The 16,786-nt window shown below is 44.6% G+C and carries 17 protein-coding genes and 1 pseudogene; 6 read left to right on the top strand and 12 right to left on the bottom strand.

Features of this window, described 5'->3' with window-relative positions; genetic code table 11:
* Nucleotides 1-77: 77 nt before the first annotated feature.
* Nucleotides 78-1,100, top strand: coding sequence for a LacI family DNA-binding transcriptional regulator (locus MS_RS00690; protein ID WP_011199331.1), 1,023 nt, complete (start codon nucleotides 78-80; stop codon nucleotides 1,098-1,100).
* Between the two features lie 100 nt (nucleotides 1,101-1,200).
* Nucleotides 1,201-2,127, top strand: coding sequence for an ADP-glyceromanno-heptose 6-epimerase (rfaD, locus tag MS_RS00685; protein ID WP_011199329.1), 927 nt, complete (start codon nucleotides 1,201-1,203; stop codon nucleotides 2,125-2,127).
* A gap of 87 nt (nucleotides 2,128-2,214) precedes the next feature.
* Here the strand turns inward: rfaD and MS_RS00680 are convergent, their stop codons facing one another.
* From MS_RS00680 to MS_RS00670, 3 genes are read right to left on the bottom strand one after another with little or no spacing between them, the layout of a single operon-like run.
* Complete coding sequence (locus tag MS_RS00680; protein ID WP_011199328.1) at nucleotides 2,215-3,057, bottom strand: patatin-like phospholipase family protein; 843 nt, start codon at nucleotides 3,055-3,057, stop codon at nucleotides 2,215-2,217.
* Nucleotides 3,058-3,096: 39 nt separating this feature from the next.
* Nucleotides 3,097-3,423, bottom strand: a complete 327-nt coding sequence (locus MS_RS00675; RefSeq protein ID WP_011199327.1) for a DMT family transporter — start codon at nucleotides 3,421-3,423, stop codon at nucleotides 3,097-3,099.
* Nucleotides 3,420-3,782, bottom strand: coding sequence for a winged helix-turn-helix transcriptional regulator (locus MS_RS00670; RefSeq protein ID WP_041639456.1), 363 nt, complete (start codon nucleotides 3,780-3,782; stop codon nucleotides 3,420-3,422). The genes MS_RS00675 and MS_RS00670 overlap by 4 nt, the downstream gene beginning before the upstream one ends.
* A gap of 162 nt (nucleotides 3,783-3,944) precedes the next feature.
* On the opposite strand from MS_RS00670, the gene MS_RS00665 reads away from it, so the two are divergent.
* Both MS_RS00665 and ygiD read left to right on the top strand, forming a co-directional pair.
* Entirely contained in the window at nucleotides 3,945-4,790 is an 846-nt protein-coding gene (locus MS_RS00665) for an SDR family oxidoreductase (RefSeq protein WP_041639455.1), read from the top strand.
* 71 nt (nucleotides 4,791-4,861) lie between these two features.
* Complete coding sequence (gene ygiD / locus MS_RS00660; protein ID WP_011199324.1) at nucleotides 4,862-5,644, top strand: 4,5-DOPA dioxygenase extradiol; 783 nt, start codon at nucleotides 4,862-4,864, stop codon at nucleotides 5,642-5,644.
* 50 nt (nucleotides 5,645-5,694) lie between these two features.
* Here ygiD and ftsY read toward each other — a convergent pair whose 3' ends face one another.
* On the bottom strand, nucleotides 5,695-7,101 hold the full coding sequence (ftsY, locus tag MS_RS00655) for a signal recognition particle-docking protein FtsY (protein ID WP_011199323.1): 1,407 nt from the start codon (nucleotides 7,099-7,101) through the stop codon (nucleotides 5,695-5,697).
* Nucleotides 7,102-7,235: 134 nt separating this feature from the next.
* Between ftsY and rsmD the strand changes: the two genes are divergently transcribed.
* On the top strand, nucleotides 7,236-7,850 hold the full coding sequence (gene rsmD, locus MS_RS00650) for a 16S rRNA (guanine(966)-N(2))-methyltransferase RsmD (protein WP_011199322.1): 615 nt from the start codon (nucleotides 7,236-7,238) through the stop codon (nucleotides 7,848-7,850).
* Nucleotides 7,851-7,905: 55 nt separating this feature from the next.
* Here the strand turns inward: rsmD and MS_RS00645 are convergent, their stop codons facing one another.
* A complete protein-coding gene (locus tag MS_RS00645) occupies nucleotides 7,906-8,523 on the bottom strand; it encodes a MarC family protein (protein WP_011199321.1) in 618 nt (205 codons plus the stop codon).
* A gap of 69 nt (nucleotides 8,524-8,592) precedes the next feature.
* Between MS_RS00645 and MS_RS00640 the strand changes: the two genes are divergently transcribed.
* On the top strand, nucleotides 8,593-10,521 hold the full coding sequence (locus MS_RS00640) for an ABC transporter ATP-binding protein (RefSeq protein WP_011199320.1): 1,929 nt from the start codon (nucleotides 8,593-8,595) through the stop codon (nucleotides 10,519-10,521).
* Between the two features lie 53 nt (nucleotides 10,522-10,574).
* On the opposite strand, the gene MS_RS00635 is transcribed toward MS_RS00640, so the two are convergent.
* From MS_RS00635 to MS_RS00610, 7 genes and pseudogenes are all read right to left on the bottom strand, one after another.
* Nucleotides 10,575-11,909: a cation:proton antiporter gene (locus MS_RS00635; RefSeq protein ID WP_011199319.1), complete on the bottom strand. Its 1,335-nt coding sequence runs from the start codon at nucleotides 11,907-11,909 to the stop codon at nucleotides 10,575-10,577.
* 169 nt (nucleotides 11,910-12,078) lie between these two features.
* Entirely contained in the window at nucleotides 12,079-13,338 is a 1,260-nt protein-coding gene (locus MS_RS00630) for an NTP/NDP exchange transporter (RefSeq protein WP_011199318.1), read from the bottom strand.
* A 6-nt stretch (nucleotides 13,339-13,344) separates the two neighbouring features.
* On the bottom strand, nucleotides 13,345-14,139 hold the full coding sequence (locus MS_RS00625) for an NAD-dependent epimerase/dehydratase family protein (RefSeq protein WP_083754304.1): 795 nt from the start codon (nucleotides 14,137-14,139) through the stop codon (nucleotides 13,345-13,347).
* A gap of 64 nt (nucleotides 14,140-14,203) precedes the next feature.
* Nucleotides 14,204-15,010: a shikimate dehydrogenase gene (aroE, locus tag MS_RS11200; protein WP_041640119.1), complete on the bottom strand. Its 807-nt coding sequence runs from the start codon at nucleotides 15,008-15,010 to the stop codon at nucleotides 14,204-14,206.
* A gap of 102 nt (nucleotides 15,011-15,112) precedes the next feature.
* Nucleotides 15,113-15,565 (bottom strand): annotated as a pseudogene (locus MS_RS11195) (GNAT family N-acetyltransferase); the annotation flags it as partial.
* 3 nt (nucleotides 15,566-15,568) lie between these two features.
* Complete coding sequence (locus tag MS_RS00615) at nucleotides 15,569-16,120, bottom strand: Sua5/YciO/YrdC/YwlC family protein (RefSeq protein WP_011199315.1); 552 nt, start codon at nucleotides 16,118-16,120, stop codon at nucleotides 15,569-15,571.
* Nucleotides 16,121-16,122: 2 nt separating this feature from the next.
* Complete coding sequence (locus MS_RS00610; protein ID WP_011199314.1) at nucleotides 16,123-16,683, bottom strand: DNA topoisomerase family protein; 561 nt, start codon at nucleotides 16,681-16,683, stop codon at nucleotides 16,123-16,125.
* Nucleotides 16,684-16,786 lie beyond the last annotated feature (103 nt).

The following is a 16,786-nucleotide window of genomic DNA, read 5'->3' as shown; positions in this document are numbered from 1 at the left end:
TAACATTTTTTATAAAAAATAATTTCCCTAGGCTGTTTTTTATCGTACTTTAATGTTGTAGTTGTAGGAGGATTAGCATGTCGTTAGCCAATAATTCAAATAAAAACCGACGTTCAACAGGCAAAGTCACGCTTGCCGACGTAGCAAAAGAAGTAGGTGTCGGCACTATGACCGTTTCCCGTGCTTTACGCACGCCGAAAATGGTGTCCGAAAATTTACGTCAAAAAATTCACGAAGCGGTACAAAAATTAGGTTATGTGCCGAATTCCGCCGCACGCGAATTGGCTTCCGTATCTTCCCGCAATATCGTTATCGTTACTTCATCATTAGTTTCCGTTGAAAACAACCTTATTCTTAACTCACTCCAAAAAGAACTGCAACCCCTTGATTTACAAATTATTATTCTTGTCGCAAATAAAAAAGGCTGGCTGCGCGAATTAATCAATAACTCACCGTTAGCCGTTATCCTGCTGAATCTGCAATGCCCAAGCACCGAAGCGCAGTGGATCCGAAACAGCGGATTAATTTGTTTGGAAATCGGTTCAAAACAGGCAAATCCGTTAGGCATTAATGTTTGCGTGGACAGTAAAAGTGCGGTGCAAAAAGTGATAAGTTTTTTAGTCGCTAAAGGCTATCGGGATATCGGCTTGCTTTGCGCGCAGCAGGAGCAGGCGATTTTCCAACAATATTTAGCCTGCTGGCATTCGGCGCTGCATGCCAACCATTTAAATTCCCACCAGATTCTGCATTGCTCGGAACCCGTTTCTTTTTCCGCCGGCGCAAAATTATTTAATGAAGCGATTTCAACATGGGGCTGCATTGACGCTTTCGTATTTTTATCCGACGAGCTTGCCTGCGGCGCACTTTTTGAGGCGCAACGACAGCACATCGGCATTCCTTACGATGTCGCCATTATCGGCTTGGGCGATCTTGAAATCAGCCAAACCACCTACCCCGCACTCACAACCTTAAACATCCCCTACGCAAAACTAGGCGAAACCGCCGGTAAAAAACTGGCGGAATTACTTCAAACCGAAAAAGATCCGCAAACCGAATGTATCCAGTTGATAAGCACATTAAGGGAACGGGAAAGCGGGTAAATAAAAAATCCTCAAAAATTCACCGCACTTTTTTAGCACTTCCGGACAAAATCTATTACAATAGACCTAATTTCCGCAAATAAAGAAAAGGACAATTATTATGATTATCGTAACCGGTGGCGCCGGCATGATTGGCGCCAATATCGTAAAAGCGTTAAACGATATGGGGCGCAAAGATATTTTAGTAGTGGATAACCTGAAAGACGGGACAAAATTCATTAATCTTGTCGATTTGGATATCGCGGATTATTGCGATAAAGAAGATTTTATTTCTTCCGTCATTGCAGGTGACGATTTAGGTGATATCGACGCCGTGTTCCATGAAGGCGCCTGCTCGGCGACCACCGAATGGGACGGTAAATATTTAATGCATAACAACTATGAATATTCCAAAGAGTTGCTGCATTACTGCTTAGATCGCGAAATTCCGTTCTTCTACGCATCAAGCGCCGCCACTTACGGCGATAAAACGGATTTCATCGAAGAACGCGAATTCGAAGGGCCGTTAAACGCCTACGGTTATTCAAAATTCTTATTCGACCAATATGTTCGCGCCATTCTGCCTGAAGCCAACTCACCGGTTTGCGGCTTTAAATATTTCAATGTATACGGGCCGCGCGAACAGCACAAAGGTTCAATGGCGAGCGTCGCGTTCCACTTAAATAACCAGATTTTAAAAGGCGAAAATCCGAAATTATTTGCCGGTTCCGAACATTTCCTGCGAGATTTCGTTTATGTGGGCGATGTAGCGGAAGTTAACCTTTGGGCATGGGAAAACGGTGTTTCCGGCATCTTTAACCTGGGCACCGGCAATGCAGAAAGTTTTAAAGCCGTGGCCGAAGCGGTAGTGAAATTCCATGGTAAAGGCGAAATCGAAACCATTCCGTTCCCGGACCATTTAAAATCCCGCTATCAGGAATATACACAGGCGAATCTAACCAAACTACGCGCCGCCGGTTGCGATTTTAAATTTAAAAACGTTGCCGAAGGTGTTGCCGAATATATGGCCTGGCTGAATCGTAAATAATTATAGAGTCTGTTTATCTTTTATAAACAGACCCTGGTTCTGCAAATAAAAGTGCGGTGAAAAATAGAAAAATTTCACCGCACTTTTTTATTTCGCCAAATATTCCCGCAATCCGGCGATTGCCGCTTTACCGTCTTTTAAACCTAGTTCATACATTCGTTGAATCATCTCGGGATCTTTTTCCAACCGGCTGATATTCAGACTTTCAGAAGGACGAATCACAAAAATTTTTTGCTCGTCGTTTAACTTAATAATACGTTCCACGGTTTGATTATAATCCGCATAACGCTGTGCCCAACGTGCCGCCAGCTGCGGATAGTTCGGGTAAAACAATTTGAATAAGGTTTTTGAACTCGGCGTTTTGCGGTACTCCAGCGGACGGGTTAACACTACGATCACTTTATCGTAACCTAAATCGAAACATTTCTGTAGCGGAATGCTGTCGGCAATGCCGCCGTCCAAATATTTTTTGCCGTTAATTTCCACCATTTTTGATACGAAAGGCATGGCTGATGTGGCGCGCAGTACTTCCATTTGCTCAAAAGCGTCCTGAATTTTAAAATACTCCGCCTCGCCCGTTTCCACATTAGTGAGAGTAACCCAAAAATCCATGTCCGATTGGGCGAATGTTTGCTGATCAAAAGGATCAAGAGTATACGGCAATTCGTAAAAAGCAAAATCCCGGTTAACGATATTGCCCGTGGTCAACAGGCTGTGCAACCCCATATAACGTTTGTCGTTCAAATATTTCTTGTTGTAACGAAGAACCCGCCCGCGCTGTTTGGAAGGCAAATTAATGCCGAACAAGGCGCCCGCCGAAACGGTTACCGCACCGTCAATATGAATATTTTCGTCTAAAAAGATATCTAACACGCCGGCGGTAAACATACCGCGCATAGCACCGCCTTCAAGAACCAACCCGACTTTCATTTACTCTCCGAAATTTTCAAAAATTTTACCGCACTTTTATCAAACCGAACGGGAAAAAACATTAATGATAAGAACACCGCCGACAATTAACAGCATCCCCACAAGCCCCGAACCGTCGATTTTCTGCCCGAAAGCAAAATAGGCGATGATGGCGGTAAGCACAATCCCCACGCCGGACCAAACCGCATAAACAATGCCTACGGGTAACGTGCGGTAAACGATAGACACGCAATAAAAAGACAAACCGTAAAGCAACATTGAACCCACCGTGGGGATAAGTTTGGTAAAACCGTCGCTCAATTTTAACAGGCTGGTTGCAATAATTTCCAATAAGATGGAAATCGCCAGTAAAATCCACGGATTCATTGTTTACTTACCTTGTGAGTTAAAATATCGTTTAAATTGCTTTCTAACCAATCCACCAATTCAAACATTTTTTCCGATGCCTGTGCGCCGAATTCGGTCAAGGTATAATCCACATGAGGCGGCACAGTGTTATAAGATTTGCGCACCAGCATGCCGTCTTCTTCCAGTTGTTGCAGAGTTTGCGTCAGCATTCGCTCACTTACGCCGTCGATGGTTTTGCGCAATTCGCTAAAACGTTTAGTGCCGGAACGCAGTGCTATTAAAACCAATCCGCCCCATCTGCTGGTCAAATGTTGCAAAATCTGTCTTGAAGGGCAGGCCGCTGCTAATACGTTTCCCCGTTCAAAAAAATTATTCATTTTTATTTCCTTAAAAATCAATACGTTAAAAAATATTTTAAATTTATTTTAATACTTACATTTACGTAAGTACTTCCAAAAAGTAAGTATTGATATATTATAACCTCCGACAGCCAACCTGGCAAACAAAACAAACTATTTGTAATAAAAAGGAACATTATGATGACAACTAAAACAATCGCAATCACCGCAGCAACCGGACAATTTGGCACAATCGCGTTAGACTTACTAGTTCAACGCAAAGCAAATGTTATCGCTTTAGTGCGTTCGCCGGAAAAAATTTCCAATGCGCAAGCGCGTAAATTCGACTATGCCAATATTGAAGGACAGGTAGAAGCGTTAAACGGCGTAGATACCTTAATTTTAGTTTCCGGTAATGAGATCGGGCAACGTTTTCCGCAGCATAACAATGTGATTCAATCGGCGAAAAAAGCGGGCGTAAAACACATTATTTATACCAGCCTGTTAGGTGCAAGCAATGAAAATACGGTGAAATCCTTAGCCGGCGAACATGTCGCTACGGAACAGGCATTGAAAGAATCGGGCGTGCCTTTCACTATTTTGCGCAACACCTGGTATACTGAAAACTACACAGGTTCCATTGGTGCGGCTTTAGCCAACAACGCTTTCTACGGTTCGGCAAAAGACGGTAAAATTGCATCCGCAACCCGCGCCGATCTTGCCGAGGCAGCGGTAAATGTGGCGTTAAGCGAAGGTCATGAAGGCAAAACTTATGAATTAGCCGGCTCGACAAGCTGGACTTTAGCGGATTTAGCCGCCGAAATTTCAAAACAAACCGGCAAACAAATCCCTTATATTGATATTCCGGCACAAGATTATGCCGCCGCCTTAGTGAAGGCTGGACTGCCGGAAGGTTTTGCAGGCTTAATCGCAGAATGGGATGTCGATGTGTCAAAAGGTGCATTATATTCCGAAGATAAAACACTGGAACAAATTCTTGGCCGCCCGACCACCAGCCTGGCGGATGCCGTTAAAGCCGCGTTATAATCTGTCTTATACTCTCTAAGCTAATCGAAACCCTGCTTAAAATTAAGCGGGGTTATTATTTAGGAAATTTTATGAAACAACCCGCTATTTTTGTAGGGCACGGCAGTCCGATGAACGTGATTGAGGAGAATAATCCGTTCAATCAAAAATTCGCCGAAATCACCCGCACTTTTGCCAAACCAAAAGCGATTTTATGTATTTCCGCCCATTGGTACAGTAAAGAGCTGGAAGTACAAAGCGGCGCAAACCCGAAAATGATTTATGACTTCTACGGATTCCCTCCGCAATTAAGCCGGGTTCAGTATCCGGCATCGGGAAATCCCCGACTGGCGGCGCAAATTCAACAGTTACTTGCCCCCGAAGAAGTAAGATTAAACCCGGACAGAGGTTATGATCATGGTGCTTGGGCGGTGTTGAAACACCTTTATCCCGAGGCGGATATTCCGGTTATTCAGCTAAGTCTGGATCGCACCAAACCCGCCTCATGGCATTTTGCTTTAGCACAAAAATTAAAATCTTTACGCGAACAGGGCGTATTAATTCTTGCAAGCGGCAATATCGTACATAATTTATCCGCTCTCAGTTATGAACATATTAACCGATTGGATGCGGGCTATGACTGGGCTTATGAATTCAGGGATCAAATTAACCGGGCGATTGCGGGAAATAATATCGAACTGCTGACCCATATTGAACGACTCGGGCGGCCGGCAATGTTATCAGTGCCGACACCGGAACATTATTTACCGTTGCTGTATGTCGTAGCAATGCGGGAAGAACAAGACAATGTCGAGCTCTTTAATGATCACCTTGTAGGCGGATCTTTAAGTATGACATCCGTTTTCATCGGCTAAAAACAAGGCGAACATATTTGTTCGCCTTGTTTCTTAGTATACTTTAGCAATTAATTTTCTTCGTGAGTAAATAAGGCGTCAATAAATTCTTCCGCATGGAAGGGACGTAAATCCTCAATTTTCTCGCCAACACCGATATAACGAATCGGCAGGTTAAATTGGTCGGCAATGGCAAAAATTACACCGCCTTTTGCCGTACCGTCCAGTTTTGTCAGACTGATACCGGTCAATCCCACGGCTTCATGGAATAATTTTGCCTGGCTGATGGCATTTTGACCGGTGCCCGCATCAAGGGTCAGCATGATTTCATGAGGCGCGCTTTCGTCATACTTTTTCATCACCCGAACGATTTTTTTCAGCTCGTCCATCAGGTTATTTTTGTTTTGTAAACGCCCTGCGGTATCCGCAATTAAAATATCCGCATTGCGCGCCGCCGCCGATTGCATGGCATCAAATATCACTGAAGCGGAATCCGAACCCGTACTTTGCGCCACCACGGGAATATTATTGCGCTCGCCCCATACCTGCAGTTGCTCCACTGCCGCCGCCCGGAAGGTATCGCCCGCCGCCAACATAACGGACTTACCTTGTTGTTGGAATTGACGCGCAAGTTTACCAATAGTCGTGGTTTTACCCACGCCGTTCACGCCGACCATTAAAATTACATAAGGTTTTCTGCCCGTATCAACGATTAAAGGCTGTTCCACAGGTTTTAAAATCTCCGCCATTTCCACTTTGAGCTGTTGATACAGCGCCTGCGTATCTTTTAATTGCGCCCGGCTTGCGTGTTCGGTAAGATTTTTGATGATTTTGGCAGTGGTCGGCACACCGATATCGGCAATCAAAAGTTGCTCTTCCAATTCTTCAAATAACTCATCATCAATTTTTTTACCGGTAAATAAACTCAAAAAACCGGCGCCGATATTCTGTTTGGTTTTCAGCAAACCTTTAACCAATCGGCTGAAGAAACCGCCCTTGCCCGGTTTTTCCTGCGTTTCTACGGTGACCTCATTCACATCAAGATCCGTACTATGGGTTGCTTCCGCCGTTTGTTGCTCCTTTTCTGTTGCGGAAACCGCTTCAATTTTCTCTTGCTCGGATTGGTTTTCATCAGACTGCGGTTCGGAATTTAAAAATTTTTCAATTGTCCGTTCGAATTTTTGTTCCGCCTCAACCTGAACCTGCTCCACTTGGTGAACAATATCTTGTTTAGTCTGTTCCAGTTTATCCGCTAAATCTTCTTTAATTTCATCAACCTGATCTTTTACCTGTTCGGCAATGCCTTGTGCCTGATTCGCCAGCTCATCAATTTTCCGTTTTGTTTCCTCAACGGTTTGTTCCGCTTTCTCATAGGCCGACGGCGCTTGGTCCGCTTGTTTTTCGGCTGAATCGCCCGCTTCTTTTTTGCCTAAACCGAGCCATGACCAAAAACCGCTTTTTTTCTTTTCATCTGCCATAAATTTCTCTCATTCTCTCTAGGGCCTGTTTAATCTTTTATAAACAGACCCCGAAATTGCGAGCGTTTTAAATACGCCCGGATTTTGTTACACTATTCAAACGCCATAGTGTAACATTTATTTACCAATCCTCTATGAAAAAAAATACAAATTCAACTCGTTCAAATCAATCAAACTCTAAACCGAATCAAAGCAAAGGCGAGGTAAGAATCATCGCCGGCAAATGGCGCGGACGGAAATTACCGGTTCTGAATGCGCAAGGTTTGCGCCCCACCGGAGATCGGGTAAAAGAAACGTTGTTTAACTGGTTAATGCCTTATATTGCGGATGCCGTTTGTTTAGATTGTTTTGCCGGTGCGGGTTCTTTAGGATTTGAGGCGCTTTCCCGCCGGGCTCAAGGCGTGACTTTTTTAGAATTGGACAAACAAGCGGCGACACAACTTAAAAAAAACCTGCAAACCTTAAATGTGCCCGTCGAACAAGGACAGGTGTTAAATCAAAACAGTCTGGATTATTTAAAATTCGGACAAAATTTACCGCAGTTTGATCTGGTTTTTCTTGACCCGCCCTTTCATTTAGGCTTAGCGGATAAAGCCATTGAACTGCTTGGGCAAAATAACTGGTTAAAACCGGACGCGTTAATTTATGTTGAAACGGAACGGGATAAACCGCTTCTTACCCCGCCTCATTGGCAATTGTTAAAAGAAAAAACAACGGGACAGGTAAGTTACCGCTTATACCAAGCCTGATTTCAAGATAAAAAACAGGGGGAAATCCCCCCTGTCTCTGAATGTTTCTTAAATTTTAAAGGGCAATACCGAAAAAATCCCGAATTCCCACCAATACGTTGTTCACTGCGACTGCGGCCAAAATCAATCCCATTACCCGGCTGATCACCGCAGCCCCCGTGTTACCGATTACCCGTTGAATTTTATTCGCTATCAAAAACAGCAAATAAGTAATAAACAGAATCAACAACATCACTACGGTGGTTAGGCATTGTTCAAAAAAATCAAAGCGATGATTATCCGTTAATAAGACAATCGCCATCATCGCGCCGGGCGAGGCGATAGACGGAACGGCAAGCGGATAAACCGCCAGTTCACTTAAACTTGTGCGCATTTTCATCTCGGTTTCGGGCTTACCTTCACCAAAAATCATGGTTAAGGCAAATAAAAGCAACACCAGCCCGCCGGCAATCTGGAAGGCGGAAAGCGGAATCTGCATGGTTTCGAATAAACCTTGTCCGATAACCAAAAAGAACATTAGCACAATTGTGGCAATAATTACGGATTTGCGGGCGACTTTATGACGTTCTTCTACAGACAACCCAACCGTTTTCGATAAGTAAACGGGGACGGAACCGATTGGGTCAATTACCGCCCATAACACGACGAATTGGACAAATAAAGAATCAAACATTGCAAACTAACCTAAAAAAAAGAGAAAATAAACAAACTCCGGACATTCTATAATAAATATCGATAAATAATGATTTTTTTTTCAAATTTAACCTTAAAGCGCGGTCTCAATCTTTTACTTGAAGAAGCGAACGCAACCATCAATCCAAAACAAAAAGTCGGTTTAGTCGGTAAAAACGGCTGCGGCAAATCTTCGCTCTTTTCCTTATTAAAAAAAGAAAATCAACCCGAGGGCGGTGAGATTAATTATCCCGCCGACTGGGCGGTATCCTGGGTGAATCAGGAAACCCCTGCGCTGAACATTTCCGCGTTGGATTATGTCATTGAGGGCGACCGCACTTATTGCCGGTTACAAAAAGAATTGAAGCTTGCCAACGAACATAACGACGGTAATGCTATCGCCCGCATTCACGGACAACTCGACATTATTGACGCCTGGACCGTTCAATCCCGCGCCTCGGCCTTGTTGCACGGTCTGGGCTTTTCCCAGGAAGAACTCGGTCGCCCGGTAAAATCCTTTTCCGGCGGCTGGCGCATGCGTTTGAATTTGGCACAAGCGCTGTTATGCCCGTCGGATTTATTATTACTGGACGAACCCACCAACCATTTGGACTTAGATGCGGTGATCTGGTTGGAACGCTGGCTGGTGCAATATCAGGGCACTTTAGTACTGATTTCCCACGACCGGGATTTTCTTGATCCTATCGTGAATAAAATTATTCATATTGAAGATAAAAAACTCAATGAATACACCGGCGATTATTCCTCTTTTGAATTGCAACGGGCGGAAAAACTGGCGCAACAAAACGCACTGTTTCGCCAACAACAGGACAAAATAGCCCATCTGCAAAAATATATCGATCGTTTCAAAGCCAAGGCCACCAAAGCGAAACAAGCGCAAAGCCGCATGAAAGCGCTGGAACGCATGGAACGTATTGCGCCCGCCCATGTGGATAACCCTTTCACCTTCGAATTTCGCGAACCGCTTTCTCTACCGAACCCTTTGGTAATGATCGATAAAGCTTCCGCCGGTTACGGTGAAGGTGAAAGTGCGGTGGAAATTCTGCAAAAAATCAAACTCAATTTGGTACCCGGCTCCCGCATCGGGTTGCTGGGCAAAAACGGCGCCGGTAAATCCACTTTGATCAAATTACTGGCGGGCGAATTAACGGCGCGTTCGGGCGTCCTACAGTTAGCCAAAGGCGTGCAGCTCGGTTATTTCGCTCAACATCAGTTGGATACGCTGCGGGCTGATGAATCCGCACTCTGGCATTTGCAAAAACTGGCGCCGCAACAAACGGAACAGGAACTGCGCAATTATCTCGGCGGTTTTGCCTTTCACGGCGACAAAGTGAAAGATCCGGTAAAGCAATTTTCCGGCGGCGAAAAGGCCCGTTTGGTGCTTGCCTTAATTGTGTGGCAACGTCCGAATTTACTGCTACTGGACGAACCTACCAACCACCTGGATTTGGATATGCGGCAGGCTTTAACGGAAGCCTTAGTGGATTATCAGGGATCACTGGTGGTGGTATCTCATGACCGCCATTTATTGCGTAACACGGTGGAAGAATTTTATCTGGTACATGATAAACAAGTAGAAGAATTCAACGGTGATTTGGAGGATTATGCCAAATGGCTGAATGACCTCAACGTTCAGGAAAAAAGTGCGGTCAAAAATACGGAAGTTTCTAAAGAATCAAATAATGAAAATTCCGGTCAAAACCGCAAAGAACAAAAACGCCGCGAAGCGGAATTACGCCAGCAAACCGCGCCGATTCGTAAACAAATTGCAAAATTTGAAACGGAAATGGATAAACTGACCGCTCAGCTTACCGAAATTGAAGTTCGACTGGCGGATTCCGGGCTTTATCAGACAGAAAATAAAGAAAAACTGACCGCACTTTTAACGCAGCAGGTACAAACCAGAAAAGCGCTGGAAGAAGCGGAAGCTCATTGGCTGACTGCACAGGAAGAATTGGAAACGCTTTTGGCGGAATGATAAGAACAACATCTGCATCCGCCGTTCATACTAGGCGGATGCAGGCGAAATGACTAAATATGCGGCGGGTAATCTCTCGAACCGCCCAATTTCACGTAAGCATCGCGCTTCGGATCGATAACTTTCGAGGTTTCAATCATTTTCTCAATGGTGGTACCCTGTACCAAAATCGAAAACATCACCACTGCATAAGTCATCAGAATTATTACATCACGCAAATCCAGATTCATTCCGTTACCGCTAATGTTCACCACATTGGACGGGATAGATAACGCCATTGCAAGCGCCAGACCGCCCCGTAATCCGCCCCAGGTAAGAATGCGCAAGGTATAAGGATTATAGCGGCGAAAGCGGCTCATAATTTGATAAGGGATCCATAAGCTGACATAACGCCCGATTAAGCAAACGGGAATCGCCAATAACATAAGCATTGAACTTTCAAAAGTAAATTCCACCAATAACAACGCTAACCCAATTAAAAAGAACAATAACGAATTAAGCGAGTGGTCAATCATTTCCCAGAAATGATCAAGAAAATAACGGTTACGTTCCGAGAAGCCCTGGCGACGCGTCCAGTTGCCGATAATAATACCTGAAGTCACCATAGCCAAAGCGCCCGAAATATGCAGCAGGTTGGCAAGCATAAAACCTGCCGTCGGAATTGTAAGCGTCAACAGGATTTCAAGGCTGACCTCTTTTGTGAAAGTGATAAGCAAATGAATGGCAAATCCCATTACAAAACCGAACAAAATTCCGCCCACCGCTTCTTTTAAAAACAGCCCGAACACACCGGAAAAAGTCGGCTCCTGCCCGTTAAACGCCACGGCAAATAAAGTGGTAAAAATCACCAAACCGACACCGTCATTAAACAGTGACTCCCCTTCTACCTGCATGGATAAACGCTTCGGCGCTTTCAGATTTTTGATGATGGCAAGTACCGCAATCGGGTCGGTAGGCGAAATCAGCGAACCGAACACCAAACAGTAAACAAAATCAATCCGCAAACCCACTAACATGGCGGCATAATAAATTAAAATACCAATGAAGAAGGTAGAGGCAAGTGTTGAAAACAGCGCAAATACTGCAATTTCCCGCCGTTGTTCTTTCATTAACGGCAATTTAATGCCCAACGAACCGGCGAATAACAAAAAGCCGAGCATACCGTTGAGCAGAAAGTTTTTAAAATCCACCCGTTCCATAATATGGATGGCGATATCTTCTACCTTAAACCAGCCGAAATAACCGAAAAGAATTAACACTAACGAACCAATCATCGCCGAGGCGGTAATGGCAATAGTAGATTGAATTCGGGCGCTGATTTTCCGGGTAAAAAATGCAAGAAAAATAGAAATGCTGAATAAGAAACAAATGTAAGCGTAAACACTCATGCCGCTTTCCTTCTGAAAAAATAAGGCGCTTAGTATAAATAAGCGGCAATAAGGAAGAAAGTAAAAATTGTAAAAATGTTAAAAACAGGAGCTTTTTCTTTATTTTATGCGACAACGCAACCGGTTATAAAAGATAAACAAACCTTAATCCTAAAAGCTAAAAAACCCGTTAGTCTACGTCTTCTTTCCCGGCAAGCCAGATACTTAATCCGAACCATAATACACACACCGGCACCGTGAGCCAGGAAATGCCGGTTAAGCTCAACCCCAGCGCACCCAAACCCGCATAACCCCAAGAACCGATTTGATCGCCGGAACGATAAATTAACGTATCAATCACATTTTTAGCTTTATAGCGATCTTCACGACTCAGGCGGGTAAATAACACTTCGCGGGAAGGGCGGGCAAAGGCAAAATTAGCTACTCGGCGCGATACTTGTACCAAAACAAATACGACGATGGTCGGATTCATGGCAAGTGCAGCAAAACTGATGACGCTAAATAGCGGCAATAATGAAAGCACCGGTAAAATACCAATATATTTCATCATTCTGCCCGTTAACCCGAACTGGAAAAACAAAGTCAGGCTGTTTACCCACAAATCAATATTGGCAAAAAATGCCGTGCGTTCAGCCCGATCGCTAAAGGTGCTGTTTACTATCTCCGCCTGCTGGAAATACAATACCGTGCTGGTAATCGAATAAAGCAGAATAAATCCTGAAATACCAAGCAAATAAGGCGATTGAAAGGTGCGTTTCAGTCCGTCTAAAACACCACCGCCGATTTCTTGATTGAATCTACCCGCCGAATTTGACGCCCTGAGCTCGATTTCGCCTAATTTAGATAGTTTTTTTGCCGCTAGAACAGACATTTCCAACAACAAAATTGCCATTAGCAACAATATATAATTACTGAATACGTCTGCAAAAAACGAAACGAAGGCGGAACCTGCAATTCCACCTATAGTGGAACCCGTCGCCAGAAAACCGAAAAGACGTTTACCTTGATCCGTATTGAAAATATCCGCCATCAATGACCAAAATACCGACACCACAAACAGGTTAAATACCGATACCCAAATAAAGAATATACGTCCGGTCCAAACTAACACATCACCTGTTGCCATCGCCATTAACATCGCAAAAACGACTAAATTCAGCATAAAAAAACGATAGGAAATCGTAATAAATTTCTCACGTTTCCAATGTTTAACCAAATAACCGTAAAGAGGCGTTAACATTAGCATTGCCACCAAAGTACCGGTAAACAGCCAGGTGAGCTGCGTTACGCCGCCGGCTGCTCCCAATTCGTCTCGAATGGGGCGAAGAGTATAATAGGCTAAAAAAAGCGCGAACACATAAAGCCAAGACCAAAGCAAAGCCTGTTTTTCATTGGATTTAACATCAACGGGTTTTAAAAGTTTTATCATCGGAAGCTACTTATCTTTCCACCCGGGAACGGCTTTTCTGAATTTATCGATATTGATAAACGGGCTGGCTTCGGACACATTGTAAATTCCCTTTAAATCCGCCTCTACCGCTCGGACCGTTGCATCCACCACCGCATCAATGTGAATTGTCGAGTAACCTTCAATCGGCGCGTTAAATCCGGATTTTCCGCCGTAAATCCAACCGTAACGTAATACAACCGGCGTAAATTTACCGGCTAAGGTTTGTTTTTCCAAATTCATCATAGCCGCCGTTGATTCGCCGTAAACGGGATCTTTAGTAGAAAGCAACGCTGATTCTTCAATCGGCGGCGTTGCGCTTTCCGCGTAGAAAACAAAGCTTTGCGTGATAAATTTCGGCGTACCGGCTTTTTCCGTCGCCGCTATCAAATTACGGGTGCCTGCAATGCGGATTCTATTGTCACGTTTCAGGCCTTCCGCCATTTCCTCTTCTTTCAGACCTTTTGGCAGAGAAGAAAGCTGGCTGATGACCACATCCGGTTTGGCATTAACCACCGCTTTTTCTACCGCGGCGGCATCATAAATATCCAGCACAACAGGCGTTATTCCGTCCGCTTCCAGCTGTTTTGCCTTTTCGGCGCTTCGGGTCGTACCGTAAACATGATAGCCCTTGGCGACTAACGCTTTACCTAAGGGCTCGCCGATTACGCCGGTGGCACCGGCAAGAAACACTGTTTTTGCCGGTTGAACCGCAGAATGACAAGCGGACAAGGCGGCTAACGCACCTAAAAGTGCGGTTAATTTTTTGAAAGTTTTGTACATAAAAGTTCCTAAATGAAGTAAAAAAATCAAATTGTTTTACGGCGTACTAACTCGCCTAATTAAATCAAATACCGCGGTTCAGCAGCACTTCTATATCGGGCATTATCCCCCGCCATAATCGGAAAGAATGCGCCGCCTGCCCTACCAGCATGCCAAAACCGTCGCTGACATTGTTTACGCCAAGGGATTTGGCTAAGGCAATAAAGGGCGTGTCAGTCTCTTTAGCATATTGCATATCGTAAACCGCACCGGCTTGTTGCAAAATTTCCGGCTGAATATCTGCGGTTTTACCTGTTAAACCGAGAGACGTTGCATTAATGACAACATCGTATCGGTACGGCGGAATTGTCTTCAGTTCCACCGCGCGGATTTCACCGTACGGGCTGAATTTTTCCGCTAATTCCTCCGCTTTCGCTAAAGTGCGGTTAGCAATCAGGATTTTCTGTTGAGCCTGTAATAACGGCAACAACACGCCTTTAGTAGCGCCACCGGCACCGAGAATTAATATCTGCTGATTCGGCTTCAACCAGCCTAAACGCTGCAAATCACTCACCAATCCGGCACCGTCGGTGTTATCCGCATAAAGTTTGCCGTTTTCCAGTTTTTTCAATGTGTTACAGGCGCCGGCGGTTAAAGCTCGCTCACTGTATTCATCGGCAAGCCGATAAGCCCGCTCTTTAAAAGGAGCGGTAATGTTGCACCCTTTGGCGCCTTGCGCAAAAAATTCCTGTAATTGCCGCTCAAAATGTTGTTCATCGCCTAACATGGCAATATATTTCATGTTCTGCCCGGTTTGTTCGGCAAAAATTTTGTGAATGGCGGGTGATTTACTTTGCGCAATCGGGTTGCCCCACACAGCGTATGTATCCATAATTTGTTTATCCTGTTTATTTTTCCAATCTTGAGCCAGCATACTGTAAATTTCAAAATCGGCGAATTCGCCGGAAAGCAGCAACAAGCCCTGCCGTTCGATACCCTCCAGCTGAAAACCCAAACGCTGCGGGATTCCTTTGCTTGCGGTATTGCCTATCGCACATTTGATTTGAATCCGGTTAAAATATAATTGATTAAAAGCATAATCTATCATTGTTTGCACGCATTGGGTCATAATGCCCTGCTTTTGCTCGGATTGAGAAAGCCAATAACCGATTTCAAGTTTCAGATTTGAATAATCCGCTTTATTAAAGCTCACCAAGCCGATAATTTCATCGTCACGGCGAATGGTAAAAACCTGCTCCAGCGGTTTAAGGGAACGAATGAATTTAAGGGTACTGCTTACGTTGGAAGTCAATCCCACGCCCGGCAGCCAGCGGGAGAGATAATCCCGTTGCCGGCAAATCAACCGGAAAACGGGTTCTGCATCATCCTCGGTGATTTGTTCCAGCCGTAAATGTTGATTAACAATAAGACTTGATTTCAGTTGCATGATTTATCCCCGCCGAAAAATCTGTCGGCTGAAAATATCCCGGATTTCCGAAGGGTTAACCGCATTTCCCACCGCCATATCCAGCACCGGAAAAAATTCGCCGAATTGTGACCGCACTTGTTGCGCCGTTTTACACGGCGGCAGACCGGAAAGATTGGCGCTGGTTGAAGTGAGGGCAAACCCCGTTTGTTCACAAAGTTGCGCCACCGCAGGATGAGTGCATAATCGCACCGCGACGCTATCAAATTGACCGGTGATAAATTTCGGCACGCTTAATTTTGCCGGCACAACCCAAGTAGTCGGGCAATCATATTGTTGCGTCAGAAGTTGCCAGTGGGATTGCTTAAGCCGCGATTCGTCAATAAACGGCAGTAACAAGTCTAATTTATGGGCGACTAAAATCAGCCCTTTTTCCACCGGGCGTTGCTTCAAAATTAACAGTTTTTCTACCGCACTTTTACTATTCGGGTTACAGCCCAGTCCGAATACGGCTTCGGTCGGATAAGCAACGACTTCATTTTTTTTAAGGCGTTCTACAATTTGAGCTAATTCCATTTTTACGTCTTCTCTTTTTTACGATCAAACTGGTGCCGACAGGATTTATTCACACATAAAAAAGTGCGGTACGTTTCGTTCTCTTTTTTGAGCAGACAAATATGCCCGCCGCATTGCGGGCAATCCTGCAAATAAGGCTTACCCGGTAAGGTAAATTTACAATGCGGATATCGATTACAGGCATAAAAATATTTACCTTGACGCCCGCGGCGGGAAATCAGCTCACCCTTGCCGCATTCCGGACAAGCAACGCTTTCTTCCGCCGGCGGTTGCTCGTCTTCATGAACAATAAAATGACATTGAGGGTAATTGCCACAACCGATAAACATACCGAAATTGCCTTGCCGTATCAACAACGGATGGCCGCATTGCGGGCAGCATTCATCAAGCTGTTTAATAATACGGCTTTCCGATTGATTCGAAAGCGGTTTGAGGTAATCGCAGGCAGGATACGCGCTGCAACCTAAAAACTTGCCTTTTTTCCCTTGTTTGATTTGCAACGGCGAGCCGCACTGCGGGCAACATTCTTCCGTTTTCGTATGTTGAAAAAGAGGTTCGCTCATGGTTAATTCCTGTTGTCGATAATGGGTTTGAGATTAACAATAAACCGTTAAATTGACAATAAAAATACCTTTATTTGTTCCCTTGTTAGGCGATTAAAGCCAT

It is taken from the genome of [Mannheimia] succiniciproducens MBEL55E, from assembly GCF_000007745.1.
GTDB lineage: Bacteria > Pseudomonadota > Gammaproteobacteria > Enterobacterales > Pasteurellaceae > Basfia > Basfia succiniciproducens.
This window is presented reverse-complemented; position numbering and strand designations above follow the sequence as displayed.

Excerpts from the sequence above, each read along its gene's own strand:
- MS_RS00665 (WP_041639455.1), top strand. The coding sequence starts at position 3,945 with ATGACAACTAAAACAATCGCAATCACCGCAGCAACCGGACAATTTGGC.
- MS_RS00680 (WP_011199328.1), bottom strand. The coding sequence starts at position 3,057 with ATGAAAGTCGGGTTGGTTCTTGAAGGCGGTGCTATGCGCGGTATGTTT.
- aroE (WP_041640119.1), bottom strand. The coding sequence starts at position 15,010 with ATGGATACATACGCTGTGTGGGGCAACCCGATTGCGCAAAGTAAATCA.
- rsmD (WP_011199322.1), top strand. The coding sequence starts at position 7,236 with ATGAAAAAAAATACAAATTCAACTCGTTCAAATCAATCAAACTCTAAA.
- MS_RS00690 (WP_011199331.1), top strand. The coding sequence starts at position 78 with ATGTCGTTAGCCAATAATTCAAATAAAAACCGACGTTCAACAGGCAAA.
- MS_RS00615 (WP_011199315.1), bottom strand. The coding sequence starts at position 16,120 with ATGGAATTAGCTCAAATTGTAGAACGCCTTAAAAAAAATGAAGTCGTT.
- MS_RS00645 (WP_011199321.1), bottom strand. The coding sequence starts at position 8,523 with ATGTTTGATTCTTTATTTGTCCAATTCGTCGTGTTATGGGCGGTAATT.
- MS_RS00675 (WP_011199327.1), bottom strand. The coding sequence starts at position 3,423 with ATGAATCCGTGGATTTTACTGGCGATTTCCATCTTATTGGAAATTATT.
- MS_RS00670 (WP_041639456.1), bottom strand. The coding sequence starts at position 3,782 with ATGAATAATTTTTTTGAACGGGGAAACGTATTAGCAGCGGCCTGCCCT.
- MS_RS00640 (WP_011199320.1), top strand. The coding sequence starts at position 8,593 with ATGATTTTTTTTTCAAATTTAACCTTAAAGCGCGGTCTCAATCTTTTA.
- MS_RS00630 (WP_011199318.1), bottom strand. The coding sequence starts at position 13,338 with ATGATAAAACTTTTAAAACCCGTTGATGTTAAATCCAATGAAAAACAG.
- MS_RS00610 (WP_011199314.1), bottom strand. The coding sequence starts at position 16,683 with ATGAGCGAACCTCTTTTTCAACATACGAAAACGGAAGAATGTTGCCCG.
- MS_RS00625 (WP_083754304.1), bottom strand. The coding sequence starts at position 14,139 with ATGTACAAAACTTTCAAAAAATTAACCGCACTTTTAGGTGCGTTAGCC.
- MS_RS00635 (WP_011199319.1), bottom strand. The coding sequence starts at position 11,909 with ATGAGTGTTTACGCTTACATTTGTTTCTTATTCAGCATTTCTATTTTT.
- ygiD (WP_011199324.1), top strand. The coding sequence starts at position 4,862 with ATGAAACAACCCGCTATTTTTGTAGGGCACGGCAGTCCGATGAACGTG.
- ftsY (WP_011199323.1), bottom strand. The coding sequence starts at position 7,101 with ATGGCAGATGAAAAGAAAAAAAGCGGTTTTTGGTCATGGCTCGGTTTA.
- rfaD (WP_011199329.1), top strand. The coding sequence starts at position 1,201 with ATGATTATCGTAACCGGTGGCGCCGGCATGATTGGCGCCAATATCGTA.